This window comes from Rhodococcus sp. NPDC056960 (assembly GCF_042674125.1).
Classification (GTDB): Bacteria; Actinomycetota; Actinomycetes; order Mycobacteriales; family Mycobacteriaceae; genus Rhodococcus_F.
On sequence record NZ_JBHURF010000021.1, the window covers coordinates 59,246 to 76,217 of the forward strand.

Below are 16,972 nucleotides of genomic sequence, written 5' to 3' on the forward strand. Positions count from 1 at the left end.
GATGGTCCAGGCGCTGGTCGCGGGCGGTACCGGCACGGCGGGCCGGCAGGTGGTCAAGGAGTTCCTCGCGCGCGGTCACTCGGTCCGGGTCCTGACCCGGCACGGCGGTGCCCCCGGAACCGAAATCGTCCATTTCCACGGCGATCTCGTCACCGGTGACGGTCTCGCGGAGGCACTCGAGGGCGTCGACGTGGTGGTCGACACCACCGACGGCAAGACCCGTGGCACGCGCGCGGTGCTCGAGCGGGGCAGCGAGAATCTGCTCGCCACCGCGGACGGCGCCGGCGTCGGACGCGCAGTCCTGCTCTCCATCGTCAACGTCGATCGGAGCGAATTCGCGTACTACCAGGCCAAGCGCAAGCAGGAATTGGTGTACGAGAACGCGGCGATCGACACAACGATCGTGCGGGCCACCCAGTTCCACGACTTCATTCCTCTGGTCGCCAAGCCGGCGAGCAGGGTCGGTGTGATTCCCGCGTTCTCCAAGACGAGTTTCCAGACGATCGACACCCGGGACGTCGCGACCGCACTGGTCGACGCCGCCCTGGCCGCCGAGCCGTCCCCGGACGGCCCGATCACCATCGGTGGCCCGGAGGTGCGCACCGCCCGCGACCTCACGACGGCATGGAAGAAGGCCACCGGCACGCACGGTGTCGTCGTCACCGTTCCGCTCCCCGGCGCGATGGGGAAGTTCCTGCGGGACGGGTCGAACCTGGTGCCCGACAATCAATTCGGAACGATCACCTTCGACCGGTGGCTGGCCGACACCACCCGCGCGCTGGCCTAGCCGCCGGCGAACGGCGGCAGCACGTCCACCTGTGTGCCTGCCGTCCGGGTGAGATCGCGCGTCAGTTCGGAATCGACGAGGAACGCCGAGACCGACAGCACCTGCTGCATGTCGGGACCGTACTTGGCGAGGAGAAGGTCTTTCACCTGGGCGAGGTCTGCGCTCGCGGGGAGATCGAGCGTCTCCTTCGTGCACCCCGCCGCGTCGGCGGCGGCCGCGAAATACCGAACCGAGATACCCGTCACGTCAACCACCGATTGCTCCCATGCTGCGTTCCGGCGGAGCGAAACCGTCCGCGTTGATTCCGTGGCCTGCCCACTTGTTCCACATCGCGCCGCGCCACAACCGCGCCAGCTCTTCGTCGTCCGCACCCGACCGCAGCGCTGCCCTCAGGTCGATCTCCTGATCGCTGAACAGGCACGACCGTACCGTTCCCTCGGCGGTGAGCCGGGTGCGGTCGCAGTCGGCGCAGAACGACCGGGTGACGGACGCAATGATCCCGACCGTGGCCGGACCACCGTCGACCAGCCACTCCTCGGCCGGTGCCGACGGGTCGTCCCGGCCGTGTTCGGTGAGGGTGAACCGCTCGCCGAGGACGGCCAGTAACCGGTCGGCGGTGACCATGTTCTCGCGTGCCCACTCGTGATCGGCGTCGAGCGGCATCTCCTCGATGAAGCGCAGCGTGACGCCCTCGCGCAGGCACCATTCCAGGAGATCGGCCGCTCCGCTGAGCGTTTCGGGCATCAGCACCGCATTGATCTTCATCGGCGCCAGTCCGGCTCTGGCGGCGGCTCGGATACCGGCCATCACGGACGGCAGACGGTCGCGACGCGTCAGTCTCGCGAAGTGCTCGCGATCGACCGAATCGAGGGAGACGTTGACGCGGGTCAGACCGGCTCGCGCGAGTCCGGCTGCACGGTGTTCGAGACCGACCGCGTTGGTGGTCATCGCCAGCGGGACCCCGGGCACGCGCGCGGCGCAGCCCGCGATCATCTGCTCGAGGTCCACCCGCATCAGCGGCTCGCCCCCGGTGAACCGGACCTCGCGCACGCCGAGGCGGTGGACGGCGATGTCGACAAGCCTGACGATCTCGCCTGCGGTGAGGAGATTCTGCGCCGGAATGGCGGGCAGGCCCTCCTCGGGCATGCAGTACGTGCAGCGCAGCGAACACTTCTCGGTGATGGACACCCGCAGGTCCCGCGCCACGCGGCCGAACCGGTCGATCAGGTGGTCGACGTCCGGTCTTCCGTCGAGCGAGACCGACGACCGGACGGACGGGATCCCCATCTCCACTGTCGTCATCGAGTTGCCTTTCCCTGCATCTGTCCAGTATGCCGCTAGGGGGTGATCGCTGTGTGACGCGGTGCACTCTCGCCGTGTCTCCGGAGGCGTGCCTAGGATTGGTGACCATGGCCGGAGGAATATCGTGACCGCACGCTCCGTGGAGCAGCACGCCCAGCACGTCGCCGAACTTCTCGCGACCCTCCACGAGCGGCCGGCGGAGGAGGTTCCGCTCGGGGAGTCACTCGGGCGCATCCTCGCCGCCGACGTCCACTCCCCCGTCGACCTGCCGTTGTTCCGAAATTCGCAGATGGACGGGTACGCGGTCGACGCCGCGTCCGTGGCGTCGGTCCCGGCGGTACTGCCGGTGCGGGGCGTGATCCCCGCGGGACCGGCAGGCACCACCACCCATACTCCCGGGACCGCCTACCGGATCATGACCGGTGCGCCGATCCCCGAGGGCGCCGACGCGATCGTCCCGGTCGAGGACACCGAGGCCACCGACGGACAGGTCCGCATCGACCGCTCCCGTACCGCCGGCGAGTTCGTGCGTGAGCGCGGTAGCGACGTCCGCGAGGGCATGCTCCTGCTGCCCGCAGGCAGTGCGCTCGCCGCCCGGCACATCGCCGTCCTCGCCGCCGTCGGCCTGCAGCACGTCCCGGTGCTGCCGCGCCCGCGTGTCGCCGTCATCACCACCGGCGCCGAACTCGTGGACGCCGGCAGCAAGCTGCATCCGGGAGAGATCTACGACTCCAACGGAATCGCCCTCGCGTCGAGCGCCAGGGCCAACGGCGCCGAGGTCGTCTCGATCGCCCGCAGCGGCGACGACCCGGCCGAGTTCCGGACCCTGCTCGCGGAGGCGACCACCACCGCCGATCTCGTCCTCACGTCCGGCGGGGTGTCGATGGGCGATTTCGAGGTGGTCAAGGAGACCCTCACACCGCTCGGCGCACACTTCGGCCACGTGGCGATGCAGCCGGGCGGTCCCCAGGGCACCGCCGTGGTGGACGGCACACCCGTCCTCAACTTCCCCGGCAACCCCGTGAGCACCCTCGTGTCGTTCGAGGTGTTCGCGCGTCCCGAGATCCGGCGCGCAGCGGGGCTCTCCCCGACCGAACCGGAGGAACTGCCGCTCGCCGTGGCCGTCACCTCCATTCCGGGCAAGCGGCAGTTCCTCCGCGCCCGCCGTACCGATGCCGGGGTCGAACTCGTGTCCGGCCCCGGTTCCCATCTCGTCGCCGCGATGGCGTGGGCGGACGTCCTCGTCGACGTTCCCGCCGATGTCACCGCGCTCGACGCAGGCCAACTCGTGAAGGTGATCCCCCTATGACCGACCTGACACACCTCGACAGCGAGGGCCGTGCGCGCATGGTCGACGTGAGCGCGAAAGCGGACACGACCCGAACCGCGGTGGCCGCCGGGCAACTGGTCACCACACCCGCGGTGATCGAACTGGTCAGGGCGGACGACCTCCCGAAGGCCGACGTCCTCGCGACCGCCCGGATCGCCGGGATCTCGGGTGCGAAGAAGACGTCCGAGCTGATTCCGCTCTGCCATCAACTCGCACTGTCGTCGGTGAAGCTGGAGTTCGGATTCACCGACACCGCCATCACCATCGAGGCCACCGCGAAGACGAAGGGCCCGACCGGCGTCGAGATGGAGGCCCTCACCGCCGTCGCGGTCGCCGGACTGACGTTGCACGACATGGTGAAAGCGGTCGACCCGGCCGCGACACTGGACGGGGTCCGGCTGCTCACCAAGGACGGCGGCAAGCGCGGGCACTGGACGCGGGAGCAGCAGAACACCGGAATTCCCACGGTGACACCGCGATCCGCGGCCGTCCTGGTCGCTTCCACCGGCGGGGCGAGGGGCACCCGGGAAGACACCACCGGCCCGGTCATCGCGTCGTGGCTCGAGGAACGGGGCTTCACCACCCGCGGTCCGCTCGTCTACGCCGACGCGGACATCGCGGCCGGCCTCGCCGACGCACTGTCCGGTAGTCCGGCGTTGGTCATCAGCACCGGCGGCACCGGAGTCTCCCCCACCGACGCCACCCCGGAGGCCACCCGCGCCGTGCTCGATCGAGAACTCCCCGGTGTCGCCGACGCCATCCGGAACCGCGGAACCGCGGTGACCCCGCACGCCTCGCTGAGCCGCGGACTCGCCGGTGTGGCGAACGGCACAGTCGTGGTGAATCTCCCCGGCTCGCCGGGCGGGGTCAAGGACGGATTGTCCGTCCTCGACCCCATCGTCGATCATCTTCTCGCTCAGGTCGCCGGTGGAGGTGCGCACGATGCCTGACATTCTCGCCCAGATCTCGGATCAGCCGCTCGATCCTGCCGTCGTCGACGCCGCGGTGGCCGGGCCCGAACACGGCGCCGTCGTCGTGTTCACCGGTGTCGTCCGCAATCACGATGGCGGACAATCCGTTTCGGCCCTCGAATACCAGTCGCACCCGGACGCCGAGCGCTTCCTCCGCACCGTCTGCGAGGAAGTCGCAGCCTCCTCCGGACTCCCCGTTGCGGCCATCCACCGGGTCGGATCCCTCACCGTCGGCGACCTCGCGGTGGTCGCCGCGGTCGCCGCACCGCACCGCGCCGAGGCGTTCGCCGCGTGCGCCGAACTGGTCGAGCGGATCAAGCACGAGGTACCCATCTGGAAGCGGCAGAAGTTCGCCGACGGGGCCTCGGAATGGGTCGGTCTGTGACTCCTCGGTCGGACCGATCCGCGGCCACCAGGTAGACTCTGCACCACTAGATGACCACGACGGTCATCCAGCGTCGTAGAACGCATTCAGTTCGGTCACCCGAATCCTGTTGGATGTGCACCACCGCATCCGCTCTTCTTACGGCGAAGAAGCTTGCCGACCGGCAACGCCGCCAACCTGTGCTCGAGCTCCGACGGAGACCTTCCGTATCGGCCCTCCGGGCACGACCCTGTGCCCGAAAGGCCTGACCACTTGTCTGACACACACGCTCCCGACACGACATTCGCCGCGCTCGGTGTCCGCGAACCGCTGGTGAAAGCACTCGCGGACAAGGGGATCACCTCCCCGTTCCCCATCCAGGTCGACACCCTTCCCGACACGCTGTCGGGTCGCGACGTCCTCGGCCGGGGCAAGACCGGCAGCGGTAAGACGCTCGCCTTCTCCATTCCGATGGTGTCCCGCCTCGCCGGCGAGCTGTCCGGCGGCAAGCGCCGCCCGGGTCGCCCGGTGGGCCTGATCCTGGCCCCCACCCGCGAGCTCGCCACGCAGATCACGGCCACCCTCGAGCCCCTCGCCGCCGCCTACGACCTGCGCGTCACCACGATCTTCGGTGGTGTCTCCCAGAACCGTCAGGTGAGCGCACTCAAGGCCGGCGTCGACATCGTCGTCGCATGCCCCGGCCGGCTCGAAGACCTGATGAAGCAGAAGTTCGTGAGCCTCGACGCCGTCGAGATCACCGTCCTCGACGAGGCCGACCACATGGCCGACCTCGGGTTCCTGCCCGTCGTCACCCGCATCCTCAACGCGACCCCCCAGCAGGGGCAGCGGCTGCTGTTCTCCGCCACTCTGGACAACGGCGTCGACAAGCTGGTGAAGCGCTTCCTGAAGAACGAGGTCCTGCACTCGGTCGACGAGGCGAACTCCCCCGTCGCCGCCATGACGCACCATGTGTTCGACGTGGACGGCGTCGAGGCCAAGCGCAAACTGGTCGAGCGGCTGGCGTCCGGCACCGGACGACGCATCCTGTTCATGCGGACCAAGCACCAGGCCCGCAAGCTGGCGCGTCAGCTCACCGAGGCCGGAATCCCGTCGGTCGACCTGCACGGCAACCTGTCGCAGGCGGCCCGCGACCGCAACCTCGCGTCGTTCTCCGCCGGTGACGCACGTGTGCTGGTGGCCACCGACGTCGCGGCGCGTGGTGTCCACGTCGACGACGTGCAGCTGGTCGTCCACGTCGATCCGCCCGCCGAGCACAAGGCGTACCTGCACCGTTCCGGTCGTACCGCACGCGCGGGCAGTGCCGGCGACGTCGTGACGGTGGTCCTGCCCGAGCAGCGCAAGGATCTCGCCGTCCTCATGCGCAAGGCCGCGATCAAGGTGACGCCCGTCCGCAGCACCGCGGATTCCGCGCACGTCCTCGACCTCGTCGGCGACATCGCACCGCACGTCGCTCCCGCCCCCAAGGCGGCACCCGCGGCGAACGGCGGCGGACGCAACCAGCGCCCGGGCGGCGCCCAGGGCGGACGCGGCGGTCAGGGCGGACGCGCGCACGGTCAGGGCGGCGGCGCACGTCGCTCCCGCTCGGGTGGAGCCGGACGCCCCCGCGCAGCCTCCTCCACCGGCGGCGGAACCCGCACGGCGTCCGCCGGCGGATCACGCCGCCGTCAGGGCTAGAACCTCTCGAGGTGGACGGCGTCGGCCAGCGGCCGGCGCCCCCGCCACCCGAAGCGCTCGAGGTCCGGCACCTGCTGGAACTCGGCGACCCTCCCCACGCACAGCCAGGCGATGGGACGTACCGGCTCCGGAATGCCCAGCAGCTCGGTGAGATACGGCTCGTCGTAGAACGACACCCACCCGACGCCCACGTTCTCGGCGGCCGCCGCGAGCCACAGATTCTGGATCGCGAGCACCGCGGAGAACAGGCCGGTGTCGTCGACCGTGTGCCTGCCGAGGATGTGTTCGCCGCCGCGACTCCGGTCGTAGGTCACGACCACACCCATGCCGCTCTCGCAGATCCCTTCGATCTTGATCGGGTCGAACGTCGCCTTCCGGTCTTCGGGCAGCGATTCCGCGAACCGCCTGCGGGCGCCTGCCACGTGGTCGGCGAAGGTGCTCAGCGTCCCGGTGTCGCGCACGACGACGAAATCCCACGGCTGCGTGTTGCCGACGCTGGGGGCGCAGTGCGCGGCGCCCAGGATGCGATCGAGGACCTCCGGCTCGATCGGCTCCCCGGTGAACTCGGCTCGCACGTCCCGGCGACGGCGGATCGCGTCGTACACGGACAGCACGGGTTCGGGGTGGGGTTCAGGACTACAGGCAGACTCGGTCACGCCGTCACGGTATAGCGGTGCACACCCAGCATCGCGCCGGGGTCCGCCTCGTCTCCGACTGCCACGACGCAGTCCGCGAGCCGTTCCCGCACCTGCTCGGCTTCGATGTCGGCCCCGATGAGCACCAGCTGCGTTGCCCGTTCCTCGCCGGGCTCCCAGCGCGCCGACGTGAATCTGATGTGCGGGCCGACCGTCTGCACTTCGAACTTCCGTGACTGCCCGGGCACGGCGAAATGCACGAATCCCTTGATCCGGTAGATGCCGACCGGTCGCTTCTCGAGGAACTCCACGAGTCGCCGCGGATCGATCGGCTCCTCCGATGCGAAATCGACCGCCTCGTACGACGAGTGCAGATGATCGGAGTCATCACAGTGCTCGTGCTGATCCAGCAGGAGCTGATCGAGCGTGAGCTGCTCCCCCGCCGCCGGTTCGCGCCCGGGCTCGCGGTCGAACAGGAGGGTGGGCTCGATCCGGCCGTGCGCGGTGGTGAGGACGGGTGCGCGGTCGTTGTACCCGCGGACCGTCGCGTGCACGGCAGCCCGCCGGTCTTCGTCGATGCGGTCGGTCTTGTTGAGGATCACCAGGTCGGCGAGCGTGACGTGCTTGCCGAGGTCCGGGTGCTGCACCGACATGTCCTCGAACTGCTCACCGTCGACCATCACGACGAGTCCGCCGTACACGACATGCGGGTTCGCACTGCCGAGGACGAGCCGAATCATGTTGCGCGGCTCCGCGAGCCCGCTCGCCTCCACGATGATCACGTCGATCTGCGACGTGGGATGGGCGAGGCGGTCCAGCATCTCGTCCATGTCGCTGACATCCACGGCGCAGCACATGCACCCGTTGCTCAGCGACACCATGGAGTCGACCTGACCGGCCACCATCATCGAATCGATGTTCACGGCGCCGAAGTCGTTGACGATGACGCCGACGCGGACCCCGCGGTTGTTCCGCAGCACGTGGTTGAGCAGTGTGGTCTTCCCCGAACCGAGGAATCCGGCGACGATGACGACCGGAATCCGCTTCTTCGCCACCGCTGCGACCTCCGTGGACCCTCGACTTCTACCGGGCGCCCATCCTAGCGCCCTGCTGCCGACAGGTCCGCACTCAGCCGGCGGACGGCGCGGGGTCCAGGTCGCGGACACGGGACGCGGGTGAGCCGGCGTACAGCCCGTTCGGATCGCAGTCACGGGTGACCACCGCGCCCGCCCCGATGACGCACCCGTCCCCCACCGTCACCCCGGGAAGGATGATCGCGCCGGCGCCGATCCAACACCCGTCGCCGATCACGATCGGACGATGGACCACCCGCCCACCCCGACCGGAAGCCGGACCGATGTCGTGGGTGCTCGTGACGAACTGCGCACGATGCCCGACCGCGACCTGCCTGCCGAGCGTGATGGGCGCGGTCCCGTCGAACAGCACACCCCGGTTCACGAACGTTCCCACACCCATCGAGATGTCCTTGCTGCCGAAGTAGCAGCCCGAATAGATGCCTGCACCCCACACCTTCGCGCCCGCCCCCATCAGGAGGAGTACGCGCAGCCAGACGGGGACGAACGCGGAGGCCTGAACGATGGTGACGAAGCGCACCCCGTCACCCTAGCCCCGACGAGCCCGGTGACGACCGAAGATTGCTCGCCATTAGCTGTTCCCCCGCCCGAACCCGAGGACTGCGGCGTACGATGTGGGCGCCGACGAAGGGGCCCGAGGGGGGACTGTGAGAGAACTGGATAGCGACGGATTCGCTGCACTGGTGGAGTCCATCCCGCACGCGATCAGCGTGCACGACCGGGACCGAAACGTCGTGTTCAGCAACTCCGCATGCGCCGCCCTGATCGGCTACGACACCGAGGAATTTGCAAACCTCGAACACGAGCAACTGTTCCACCCCGACGACGCCGAACTGTGGGGCACCATGCTCGCCCGCGTACTCGGAACGGAAAACCCGAGCGCCACAGCACATCTCCGGCTCCGCCACCGAGCCGGTCACTGGATCTGGGTGCTCGTTGCGGCATCCACGTTCATCGCGGGCACCGACAGACTGGTCGCGCTCGTCCTCCAGGACGTATCCGACACGATCTGGGGCAACCCCACGGCCGCACGGCAGCCCATCCGATAGCCCGCTCACCGCCCCGCACCGGGCGCAGGGCAACTACACGGCGGAGTCCGGATCGTGGCGCCGCAGCGCCGGCAGTAGTGGGTGCGGTGGCCACCGTTGTTCGACGTCGCACACCCGCACACCTCCCACCCCACCAGGCACGTGTTGGCGGCGAGCAGATGTCCGTTCGGACAGCGTCCCGGCGCGGTTTCCGTTCTGGCGGCCACGGGTCGAATCTACCCCGAGATCGAACACATGTTCCCATCGGTGCCGTCAGGCTGTCGGGTCACATGTAATTGCCGGGAGAACCGTCCTCCTGCCCGTCCTCGCACTCCACCAGAAACCAGCTGCCGGGGGCGTAGATCAGTTCCCGGGCGGCACGGACGATGACGAGGGCCCCGGACTCGTGGATGCTGTAGCTGTCGTCGTCGCCGAAGTCGGTGACGGCGAACTCCGCCAATTGGTCGAATGATCGATGCGTCACAGTGAATGTCATGACGCCAGTGTCCCACCGGGACAACGGGGAAGAATGAGGAAAACCTCCCACCCGCATGATCTGCGGATGGGAGGCTTTCCTCGAAAGTGGAGCTAAGGGGACTCGAACCCCTGACCCCCACACTGCCAGTGTGGTGCGCTACCAGCTGCGCCATAGCCCCGTATTCGGTTGTTCTCCGCACTCGGAATGACTTCCTCCGTGCTCGAAGAAAGTTACACCATTGCTGACCGGGCCAACAAATCGGCTGGTCAGAGGCGCTTCGCGCCCGTGCGCCTTTCTGGTTGTTCCAGCTACCAAAAAGGCGCACGGGCGGCAGAGCCGCCTACAGCTGCGACACCCAGTTCTCGTTGGACAGCGCGTCGATCACGGTGCCGTCCTTCACCACGGCAGGGGTGCCGGTGGCGCCGCTCGCTGCGAGGGCCTGACGGCCCGCCTCGGCGTGCGCCCGGGCCTGCTCGACCTTCGCACCGGTGCTGATGCACTGGGTGGCGGCGTCGGACGCTCCGGCGTCGCCGGCGATCCGCGCGAGATCCTCGTTGGTGTGGTCCGAGCTGCCGTTCTCCTTCGGCTGATTCGCGGGCGAGAAGAGGGCCGCGTGGAACGCCGAGTACGCCACCGCGTCACCGGTTTCGGCGATGCACTCGGATGCGGCGACGGCGCGGGTGGAGTAGTCACCGGTCGCCGACAGCCTGTCGAGGAAGTTCAGGACGTGGTAGCGGACGGCCACCTTGCCGTCGTCGACGGCCTGCGCGACTTCCTGACCGTTCCGGTTCTCGAGTTCGGCGCAGTACGGGCACATCGGGTCTTCGAACAGATCTATCGTGGTGGCCGCGTCGGGGCGACCGAGAACGACCACGCCGTCGTCCTGCAACGCCACCCGGACCTCGGAGTTCTGGACTCCGCCGTATCCGTCGTTCCGCGGCTTGCTGCGGTTGCTCTGCCAGATCACACCCCCAATGACCAATGCGGCAATCACCAGAACGGCGAGCCCACCGAGAATGTAGGTGGACCGGCTGGATTCCGGTTGCGGGTTGTACTTGTTCTTCGCGGTCACGTGGATGCAGTCCTTCGACGTCGGATCGATTTACCGAATGCTTACTGTGCCACCGTCTGCTGAGGGGTCACTGAGAGAGTGTCGCGGGAGCGGAGCCCCAGCGCGAACGGCGTGCGCGGGAACACGATCAACCACGCTGCCAGTGCGAGGAAGCCCACATCGCGGAGGATTTCCCTGGTGTAGTCCCAGCCGTTCACGTCGGCCGCACCGCCGCCGCCGAAGCATCCGCAGTCGATGGACAGCCCGCGGGCCCACACCGAGACGATCACGCCGATGAGCACGAGCAGCAGCACGGCCGACACGGAGGCCGTGACCCGGACGGCGAGACCGATCAGCAGGAGCAGTCCCAGCGCGATCTCGAAGAACGGCAACGTGTTGGCTACCGGACGGACGAGGTCCTCGGGGAGCAGTTGGTAGGCGCGGACGGCGATGACGGTCTGTGCGGGGTCGGCGACTTTCAGTGCGCCGGAGACCAGCCAGACGCCGGCAAGAGACAGCCGGGCGAGGAGGGAGACGATCTTGATCCACACCCGACCGAGCGTACAGAGGCCGCCGGTCAGACCGCTTCGACCGACACCTTGGGGGCCGCCCTGTTCGGCACCAGCAGCCAGCCCACGGCCGCGAGGAGCATGACCCCTCCGGTCACGCCGAACGCGACCGCGTACGACAGGTGCTGAGCGAGCAGACCCGCACCCACCGGGCCGAGCACTCCGCCGACGTCGGCGACCATCTGGAACGTGGCCAAAACCGGACCGCCGCGGGATTTCGCGCCGACGACGTCGGCGACCGCGGCCTGCTGCGCCGGGCTCATCACACCGGACCCGATGCCGGCGATACCCGACAGCACCAGGAACACCGGGAGGCTCTCGCTGAGACCCATCCCGATGGTGCTGGCGCCGCACACCAGCAGACCGAGGAGAACGAACAGCTTTCGTCCGTAGACGTCGGACAACCGTCCCGACACCATGAGGACGAGCGCGTTCCCGACGGCGAAGACGGTGAGGGCGATGCCGGCGAGGGACGCGTCGCGGTGCAACGCCTCGACGACGAACAGCGGGACCATCGCGACCCGCACCCCGAAGATCACACCGCCGAACGCGAAGTTCGACCCCAGCGCGGCCCGGTAGATCGGCTGGCCGAGGGCTTCCCGCAGCGTCATGGTGGCACCGGCGGCGGTGGCGTCCGGCGCGGTGAGGTGGGAACCGCGCAGGCTCACGAACACGACGGCGGCGGCGATGACGAGGGCGATCGCGTAGATGACGAACGGAACCCGTAGACCGAAGCCGACGAGCAGACCACCGACGAGCGGTCCGGAGATCGAGCCCATCAGAAAGCTCGTCGCGTACAGCCCGGACACGCGCCCACGACTGTCCACCGGCGCTATGCGGATGACGAGGCCCATCGCCGACACCGTGAACATCGTCGAGCCGATGCCCCCGAGTGCACGGAAGATCAGCAGCTGCCAGTAGTCCCCCGCGACCGCGCAGGCGGCGGTCGACGCGGCGACGATCAGGAGACCGGTGATATAGACCGGACGCTCTCCCAGTCGCTGCACGAGCCGTCCGCTGACCGGGGCGAAGACCAGGCGCATGAACGCGAACGAGGAGATCACGACGGTCGCGGCCGTGACGCTCACGTCGAAGCTGCGGGCGAACTGAGGGAGGGCGGGTGCGACGAGCCCGAACCCGAGTGCGATGACGAAGCTGGCCGAGACCAGCACCCAGATTTCGGAAGGGAGCCGCGGGCCCTGCCCGGCTGCGCGAGTGTTCATAGTTGAATCCGATGGTAGGTGCCGCGCCGTCGGCGACGGCACCTACCCCGCCCGAGCACCTACTTCAGGACGTCGGCCACCAGTTCCTTGGCCGCCGCCTGCACCTCCGCCAGATGGTCCGGGCCCTGGAAGGATTCGGCGTAGATCTTGTAGACGTCCTCGGTTCCCGACGGCCGCGCCGCGAACCACGACGAATCCGTGGTGACCTTCAACCCGCCGAGGGGCGCTCCGTTGCCCGGCGCACTGGTCAGCGTCGCGGTGATCGGCTCGCCCGCCAGTTCGGTGGCGGACACCTGTTCGGGTGACAGCTTCGCCAGCACCGCCTTCTGCTCCCGGCTGGCGGGGGCGTCGATGCGCGCATACGCCGGGCTGCCGAACTTCTCGGCCAGTTCGAGGTACCGGACCGACGGTGTCTTGCCGGTCACGGCCGTCATCTCCGAGGCGAGCAGGGCCAGGATGATCCCGTCCTTGTCGGTGGTCCACACCCCGCCGTCGTGGCGCAGGAACGAGGCCCCCGCGCTCTCCTCCCCGCCGAAACCGAGCGAGCCCTCGAGGAGTCCGGGGACGAACCACTTGAATCCCACCGGAACCTCGAGCAGTTCGCGGCCGAGGCTGTCGACGACGCGGTCGATCATCGACGAACTCACGAGCGTCTTGCCCACCTTCACCGTCGGCCCCCACCCCGTCCGGTGGGAGAACAGGTAGTCGATGGCCACCGCGAGGTAGTGGTTGGGATTCATCAGTCCCCCATCGGGAGTGACGACTCCGTGCCGGTCCGCGTCGGCGTCGTTTCCGGTGGAGATGTCGAACCGGTCGCGGGCTCCGATCAGCGAGGCCATGGCATCCGGTGACGAGCAGTCCATGCGGATCTTGCCGTCGGTGTCGAGGGTCATGAACCGCCACGTCGGATCGACCAGCGGATTGACGACCTCGAGATCGAGCCGGTGAGTGTCGGCGATGGCGCCCCAGTAGTCGACGCTGGCACCGCCCAGCGGATCGGCGCCGATCCGCACACCGGCGCTCCGGATCGCGTCGAAATCGAGAACGCTCGGCAGGTCGTCGATGTAGAAGCGGAGGAAGTCGTATCGCTCGGCCCGCCGGATCGCCCGGTCCGCGGAGATTCTCCGCACACCCGAGAGGTCCCGGCGGAGTAACTCGTTCGCGCGGTCGGCGATGATCGTCGTCGCGTCGGAGCCGGCAGGGCCGCCGTGCGGCGGATTGTATTTGAAGCCGCCGTCGCGGGGTGGGTTGTGCGACGGGGTCACGACGATCCCGTCGGCCCGAGACTCCGGGCCGCTGCGGTTGTAGCGGAGAATCGCGTGGCTGACCGCGGGGGTCGGGGTGTACCGGTCGCGCGAATCGATCAGCACCGTCACGTCGTTCGCGGCCAGGACCTCCAGCGCCGACGTCCACGCCGGCTCCGACAGAGCGTGGGTGTCGCGTCCGAGGAACAGCGGGCCGTCGATGCCCTGCGACGCGCGGTATTCGACGATGGCCTGGGTGGTGGCCAGGATGTGAGCCTCGTTGAACGCCGTGTCCAGGCTCGAGCCTCGGTGCCCAGAAGTCCCGAACAGTACTTGCTGCAACGGATTATCGGGGTCGGGCACACCGCTGTAGTACGCGGTCACCAGGTGCGGGATGTCGACGAGATCTTCCGGCAGTGCCACCTGACCCGCCCTGTCGTGCGCCACGAGACCTCCTGAAGACGTCGGGATCGAACTCGACTACCCACCCATCCTGCACCCTCGCGCCGGACTCTGCCCTCAAGACGTCCATCGGAATCCGAGCCAGGCAACGGCCAAACCGATGGCCACGCTCGCGACCACGTACACCAGGGACGTGAGAGTGTGACGGATCCGCGCGAGGCCCACCGATTCGACCGCGAACGTCGAGTAGGTGGTCAGTCCGCCGCAGAATCCCGTGCCGAAGAGCGCGAAGGCCTGCTCGGACATCGATGCCCCCGACAAGAGTCCGAGGATCAGGCACCCGGAGACGTTCACGACGAAGGTGGCCACAGGAAAACTGCGGTACGAATCCACGTACCGGCCCGTGAGGTAGCGCGTCGTCGCACCGAGCGCACCACCGAGCGCCACGAGCAGAACCGTCATGCGGCGGCCCTCCGCGCGACCGCGCGCCGGTACACGTGACCGGCGAGCATGCCCAGCCGCGCGGCGAGCAGAGCGGGTACCAGGGTCGCCACCACGTAGAGCGCGGCGGTGGCCGCGTCCTCACGCGCGGCGTCCACGGCGAATGTCGAGAACGTGGTGAATCCGCCGAGCACGCCGACCCCGAGGAACAGCCGCCACAACCGGTCCGGGCCGAGGATCTCGGCCAGGCAGCCGAGCAGAAGCGACCCGACCACATTGATCACCAGGACGGTCCAGATGCCCGGCCACAGCTCGGACAGCAGGAATCTCGCGCACGCGCCGAGGGCACCACCCAGCGCGACCACGGCCACCGGTTTCGTCAGGGACACGGCTCACATCGTGTCACGGCGGCGGCTCGGGTCGTCCGAACTCGGCCGGGCACAAAAAAATCCGGGCCGGACACCTGATGGTGTCCGGCCCGGACTCGGTGGAGCTGCCGGGAATTGAACCCGGGTCCTCCGCAGCAGAGCTAGGGCTTCTCCGTGTGCAGTTTGCTATGTCTCTACTTGGATCTCCCAGTCTCACAAACAAGCCAGGATGACGATCCCAGTCGCTGTTGGTTGTCCCGTTCGACTCCGCGACCGAGTCGAACGGTAAAGCCCTCTAGCTGATGCCAGTACCCGGACCGAGGGCGAACCCGGACTGACAGACACGCAGTCGCTACTTAGGCAGCGAGTGCGTAGTCGCGCTGATTGGAATCGGCGCTTATATGTTTGCAGCGACGCTCACGGTGGTCTCTTGCCTGCACCGACACGCTTCCCCTACCTCAACGTACGCAGTCGAAACCGTTCAGCCCCGTACGTGCCCCACGAGTCTCGCGGGGCCACCCAGTGTAACGCGAACATCGTCCGGAATCATCCCGATATCGTCGGCACGTGTCGGTGGGCGTGTTTCAGCTGGCCACGGCGATCATCGCGACGGCCGCCAGCGCGAGCAGCATGCCCGCCTGCTGCATCCGGCTCACCCGTTCGCCGAGCATCACCATCGCCAGGAGCACCGTGGCCGCGGGGTACAGCGACCCGATCACGCTCACGAGCGACAGCAGCCCGCCCTGGAACGCGTACATCATGGCGGCATTGGCCAGAACGTCGAGAAAGCTCACGTACACCGCGAGCTTGAACGGTTCACCGTGCGGCAGCACGAAATGTCCGGCGGACAACGCGACCAGCCACACCACCGCGGTCGCCGAGGCCCGGGACACGGCGAGGGCCCACAGTCCGCCGTCGTCACCGATCTGGTGCAACGAGACGAAGGAGAGCGCGAACGCGACACCGGATCCGACGGTGAGCAGCGCCACGGTCCGGGTGAACCGCAGCACCCTCCCGCCGGCCACCTCACCCGCGGTCTCGTCGGGCGACTCCCGGCTCACGAGGACGACGGCCACCAGCGCCACCACGATCCCGACGAACGCGACCGGCCCGGGCCGCTCCCCGAACACGATCCCGACCAGTACCGGAATTCCCGCCACCAGCACGGCCGTCAGCGGCGACACCACCGACATCGGCCCCGACGCCAGCGCGAGATAGAACCACCACACCGCCACACCACCTGCCACGCCGGCCAGGGCTCCCCACACGACGGACGTGGTGGTGAGGGTGCCACCCGCGAACGGTGCGATCACCAGGACGATCAGCAGCGACAGCGGATACGACACGATCACGACCCGGAGGGCCGCAACCCGCCGGGAGGCGACGCCCCCGACGAAATCGCTCACGCCGTAACCGATCGCGGCCACGAGCGCGAGCAGGATGGAGGTCAGCGCATGCCCTTGACTCGGCGTCCGAGTTCGCGGGTCACCTCACGCTCGGCGGTGCGCCTGGCCAGATCCTGCCGCTTGTCGTAGTCCTGCTTACCCTTCGCGAGCGCGAGCTCGACCTTGACCTTGCCGTCGGAGAAATACATCGACAGGGGAACCAGGGTCTGATTGCCCTCGCGTGTCTTGCCGACGAGGTGCTCGATCTCCCGCTTGTGCAGCAGCAGCTTCCGGGTACGGCGCGGCGCGTGATTGGTCCACGTTCCCTGCGTGTACTCGGGGATGTGCAGTCCGCGCAGCCACACCTCGCCGTCGTCGACGGTGGCGAATGCGTCCACCAGCGATGCCTTGCCTTCGCGGAGACTCTTCACCTCGGTGCCGACGAGCGCGATGCCCGCCTCGTAGACATCGAGGATGCTGTAGTTGTGACGCGCCTTACGGTTGGTCGCAATGACCTTGCGGCCCTTTTCCTTCACGTTCCGGGCCTTTCAGTCCGCGATGTCCGAGATGAACAGTTCGTATCCTCCAGCATAGGAGAAGGAGCA

At 68.2% G+C, this 16,972-nt stretch carries 20 protein-coding genes, 1 tRNA gene and 1 other RNA gene; 6 read left to right on the top strand and 16 right to left on the bottom strand.

The window, feature by feature from the left end:
* Nucleotide 1: 1 nt before the first annotated feature.
* Nucleotides 2-787 (top strand): SDR family oxidoreductase, encoded by a 786-nt coding sequence (locus ACFTWF_RS29805; protein WP_378464722.1) that lies wholly within the window; start codon nucleotides 2-4, stop codon nucleotides 785-787.
* On the opposite strand, the gene ACFTWF_RS29810 is transcribed toward ACFTWF_RS29805, so the two are convergent.
* A complete protein-coding gene (locus ACFTWF_RS29810) occupies nucleotides 784-1,041 on the bottom strand; it encodes a MoaD/ThiS family protein (protein WP_378464723.1) in 258 nt (85 codons plus the stop codon). The two genes, ACFTWF_RS29805 and ACFTWF_RS29810, sit on opposite strands and share 4 nt — an antisense overlap.
* Entirely contained in the window at nucleotides 1,034-2,089 is a 1,056-nt protein-coding gene (gene moaA / locus ACFTWF_RS29815; protein WP_378464724.1) for a GTP 3',8-cyclase MoaA, read from the bottom strand. The genes ACFTWF_RS29810 and moaA overlap by 8 nt, the downstream gene beginning before the upstream one ends.
* A 124-nt stretch (nucleotides 2,090-2,213) precedes the next feature.
* Here moaA and glp point away from each other — a divergent pair, with 124 nt between their 5' ends.
* The 4 genes from glp (at nucleotide 2,214) to ACFTWF_RS29835 (ending at nucleotide 6,449) form a co-directional block, all read left to right on the top strand.
* Entirely contained in the window at nucleotides 2,214-3,398 is a 1,185-nt protein-coding gene (glp, locus tag ACFTWF_RS29820; RefSeq protein ID WP_378464725.1) for a gephyrin-like molybdotransferase Glp, read from the top strand.
* The gene (gene moaCB / locus ACFTWF_RS29825; RefSeq protein ID WP_378464726.1) at nucleotides 3,395-4,369 is read left to right on the top strand and encodes a bifunctional molybdenum cofactor biosynthesis protein MoaC/MoaB; all 975 of its coding nucleotides are present in this window, start codon (nucleotides 3,395-3,397) and stop codon (nucleotides 4,367-4,369) included. Before glp ends, moaCB begins: the two co-directional genes overlap by 4 nt.
* Complete coding sequence (locus ACFTWF_RS29830; RefSeq protein ID WP_037245328.1) at nucleotides 4,362-4,775, top strand: molybdenum cofactor biosynthesis protein MoaE; 414 nt, start codon at nucleotides 4,362-4,364, stop codon at nucleotides 4,773-4,775. Before moaCB ends, ACFTWF_RS29830 begins: the two co-directional genes overlap by 8 nt.
* A 252-nt stretch (nucleotides 4,776-5,027) precedes the next feature.
* Entirely contained in the window at nucleotides 5,028-6,449 is a 1,422-nt protein-coding gene (locus ACFTWF_RS29835; protein ID WP_378464727.1) for a DEAD/DEAH box helicase, read from the top strand.
* On the opposite strand, the gene bluB is transcribed toward ACFTWF_RS29835, so the two are convergent.
* The 3 genes from bluB to ACFTWF_RS29850 all read right to left on the bottom strand — a co-directional run bounded on the left by bluB (nucleotide 6,446) and on the right by ACFTWF_RS29850 (nucleotide 8,698).
* Nucleotides 6,446-7,105 (bottom strand): 5,6-dimethylbenzimidazole synthase, encoded by a 660-nt coding sequence (gene bluB / locus ACFTWF_RS29840; RefSeq protein ID WP_378464728.1) that lies wholly within the window; start codon nucleotides 7,103-7,105, stop codon nucleotides 6,446-6,448. The two genes, ACFTWF_RS29835 and bluB, sit on opposite strands and share 4 nt — an antisense overlap.
* Nucleotides 7,102-8,139 carry a CobW family GTP-binding protein gene (locus tag ACFTWF_RS29845; protein ID WP_378464729.1) on the bottom strand — a complete coding sequence of 346 codons (1,038 nt, stop codon included), beginning with the start codon at nucleotides 8,137-8,139 and terminating at the stop codon, nucleotides 7,102-7,104. Before ACFTWF_RS29845 ends, bluB begins: the two co-directional genes overlap by 4 nt.
* A gap of 73 nt (nucleotides 8,140-8,212) precedes the next feature.
* Nucleotides 8,213-8,698, bottom strand: coding sequence for an acyltransferase (locus ACFTWF_RS29850; RefSeq protein WP_378464730.1), 486 nt, complete (start codon nucleotides 8,696-8,698; stop codon nucleotides 8,213-8,215).
* 127 nt (nucleotides 8,699-8,825) lie between these two features.
* Here ACFTWF_RS29850 and ACFTWF_RS29855 point away from each other — a divergent pair, with 127 nt between their 5' ends.
* Entirely contained in the window at nucleotides 8,826-9,227 is a 402-nt protein-coding gene (locus ACFTWF_RS29855; RefSeq protein ID WP_378464731.1) for a PAS domain S-box protein, read from the top strand.
* A 265-nt stretch (nucleotides 9,228-9,492) separates the two neighbouring features.
* Here ACFTWF_RS29855 and ACFTWF_RS29860 read toward each other — a convergent pair whose 3' ends face one another.
* From ACFTWF_RS29860 to smpB, 11 genes are all read right to left on the bottom strand, one after another.
* A complete protein-coding gene (locus ACFTWF_RS29860) occupies nucleotides 9,493-9,702 on the bottom strand; it encodes a hypothetical protein (RefSeq protein ID WP_378464732.1) in 210 nt (69 codons plus the stop codon).
* Nucleotides 9,703-9,789: 87 nt separating this feature from the next.
* Nucleotides 9,790-9,862, bottom strand: a tRNA-Ala gene (locus ACFTWF_RS29865).
* A gap of 162 nt (nucleotides 9,863-10,024) precedes the next feature.
* Nucleotides 10,025-10,756: a DsbA family protein gene (locus tag ACFTWF_RS29870; protein WP_378464733.1), complete on the bottom strand. Its 732-nt coding sequence runs from the start codon at nucleotides 10,754-10,756 to the stop codon at nucleotides 10,025-10,027.
* A gap of 41 nt (nucleotides 10,757-10,797) precedes the next feature.
* Nucleotides 10,798-11,286 carry a MauE/DoxX family redox-associated membrane protein gene (locus ACFTWF_RS29875; RefSeq protein ID WP_378464734.1) on the bottom strand — a complete coding sequence of 163 codons (489 nt, stop codon included), beginning with the start codon at nucleotides 11,284-11,286 and terminating at the stop codon, nucleotides 10,798-10,800.
* Nucleotides 11,287-11,312: 26 nt separating this feature from the next.
* Nucleotides 11,313-12,527 (bottom strand): MFS transporter, encoded by a 1,215-nt coding sequence (locus ACFTWF_RS29880; protein WP_378464735.1) that lies wholly within the window; start codon nucleotides 12,525-12,527, stop codon nucleotides 11,313-11,315.
* Between the two features lie 59 nt (nucleotides 12,528-12,586).
* Nucleotides 12,587-14,218, bottom strand: a complete 1,632-nt coding sequence (pgm, locus tag ACFTWF_RS29885) for a phosphoglucomutase (alpha-D-glucose-1,6-bisphosphate-dependent) (RefSeq protein WP_378464736.1) — start codon at nucleotides 14,216-14,218, stop codon at nucleotides 12,587-12,589.
* Nucleotides 14,219-14,290: 72 nt separating this feature from the next.
* On the bottom strand, nucleotides 14,291-14,635 hold the full coding sequence (crcB, locus tag ACFTWF_RS29890) for a fluoride efflux transporter CrcB (RefSeq protein ID WP_378464737.1): 345 nt from the start codon (nucleotides 14,633-14,635) through the stop codon (nucleotides 14,291-14,293).
* Nucleotides 14,632-15,003, bottom strand: a complete 372-nt coding sequence (locus ACFTWF_RS29895) for a fluoride efflux transporter FluC (protein WP_378464738.1) — start codon at nucleotides 15,001-15,003, stop codon at nucleotides 14,632-14,634. The genes crcB and ACFTWF_RS29895 overlap by 4 nt, the downstream gene beginning before the upstream one ends.
* Nucleotides 15,004-15,099: 96 nt before the next feature.
* Nucleotides 15,100-15,471: a transfer-messenger RNA gene (ssrA, locus tag ACFTWF_RS29900) on the bottom strand.
* Between the two features lie 95 nt (nucleotides 15,472-15,566).
* Entirely contained in the window at nucleotides 15,567-16,421 is an 855-nt protein-coding gene (locus tag ACFTWF_RS29905; RefSeq protein WP_378464828.1) for an EamA family transporter, read from the bottom strand.
* A gap of 8 nt (nucleotides 16,422-16,429) precedes the next feature.
* Complete coding sequence (smpB, locus tag ACFTWF_RS29910; RefSeq protein ID WP_141471363.1) at nucleotides 16,430-16,903, bottom strand: SsrA-binding protein SmpB; 474 nt, start codon at nucleotides 16,901-16,903, stop codon at nucleotides 16,430-16,432.
* Nucleotides 16,904-16,972 lie beyond the last annotated feature (69 nt).

Excerpts from the sequence above, each read along its gene's own strand:
- ACFTWF_RS29805 (WP_378464722.1), top strand. The coding sequence starts at position 2 with ATGGTCCAGGCGCTGGTCGCGGGCGGTACCGGCACGGCGGGCCGGCAG.
- moaA (WP_378464724.1), bottom strand. The coding sequence starts at position 2,089 with ATGACGACAGTGGAGATGGGGATCCCGTCCGTCCGGTCGTCGGTCTCG.
- moaCB (WP_378464726.1), top strand. The coding sequence starts at position 3,395 with ATGACCGACCTGACACACCTCGACAGCGAGGGCCGTGCGCGCATGGTC.
- ACFTWF_RS29830 (WP_037245328.1), top strand. The coding sequence starts at position 4,362 with ATGCCTGACATTCTCGCCCAGATCTCGGATCAGCCGCTCGATCCTGCC.
- ACFTWF_RS29860 (WP_378464732.1), bottom strand. The coding sequence starts at position 9,702 with ATGACATTCACTGTGACGCATCGATCATTCGACCAATTGGCGGAGTTC.
- ACFTWF_RS29880 (WP_378464735.1), bottom strand. The coding sequence starts at position 12,527 with ATGAACACTCGCGCAGCCGGGCAGGGCCCGCGGCTCCCTTCCGAAATC.
- crcB (WP_378464737.1), bottom strand. The coding sequence starts at position 14,635 with ATGACGGTTCTGCTCGTGGCGCTCGGTGGTGCGCTCGGTGCGACGACG.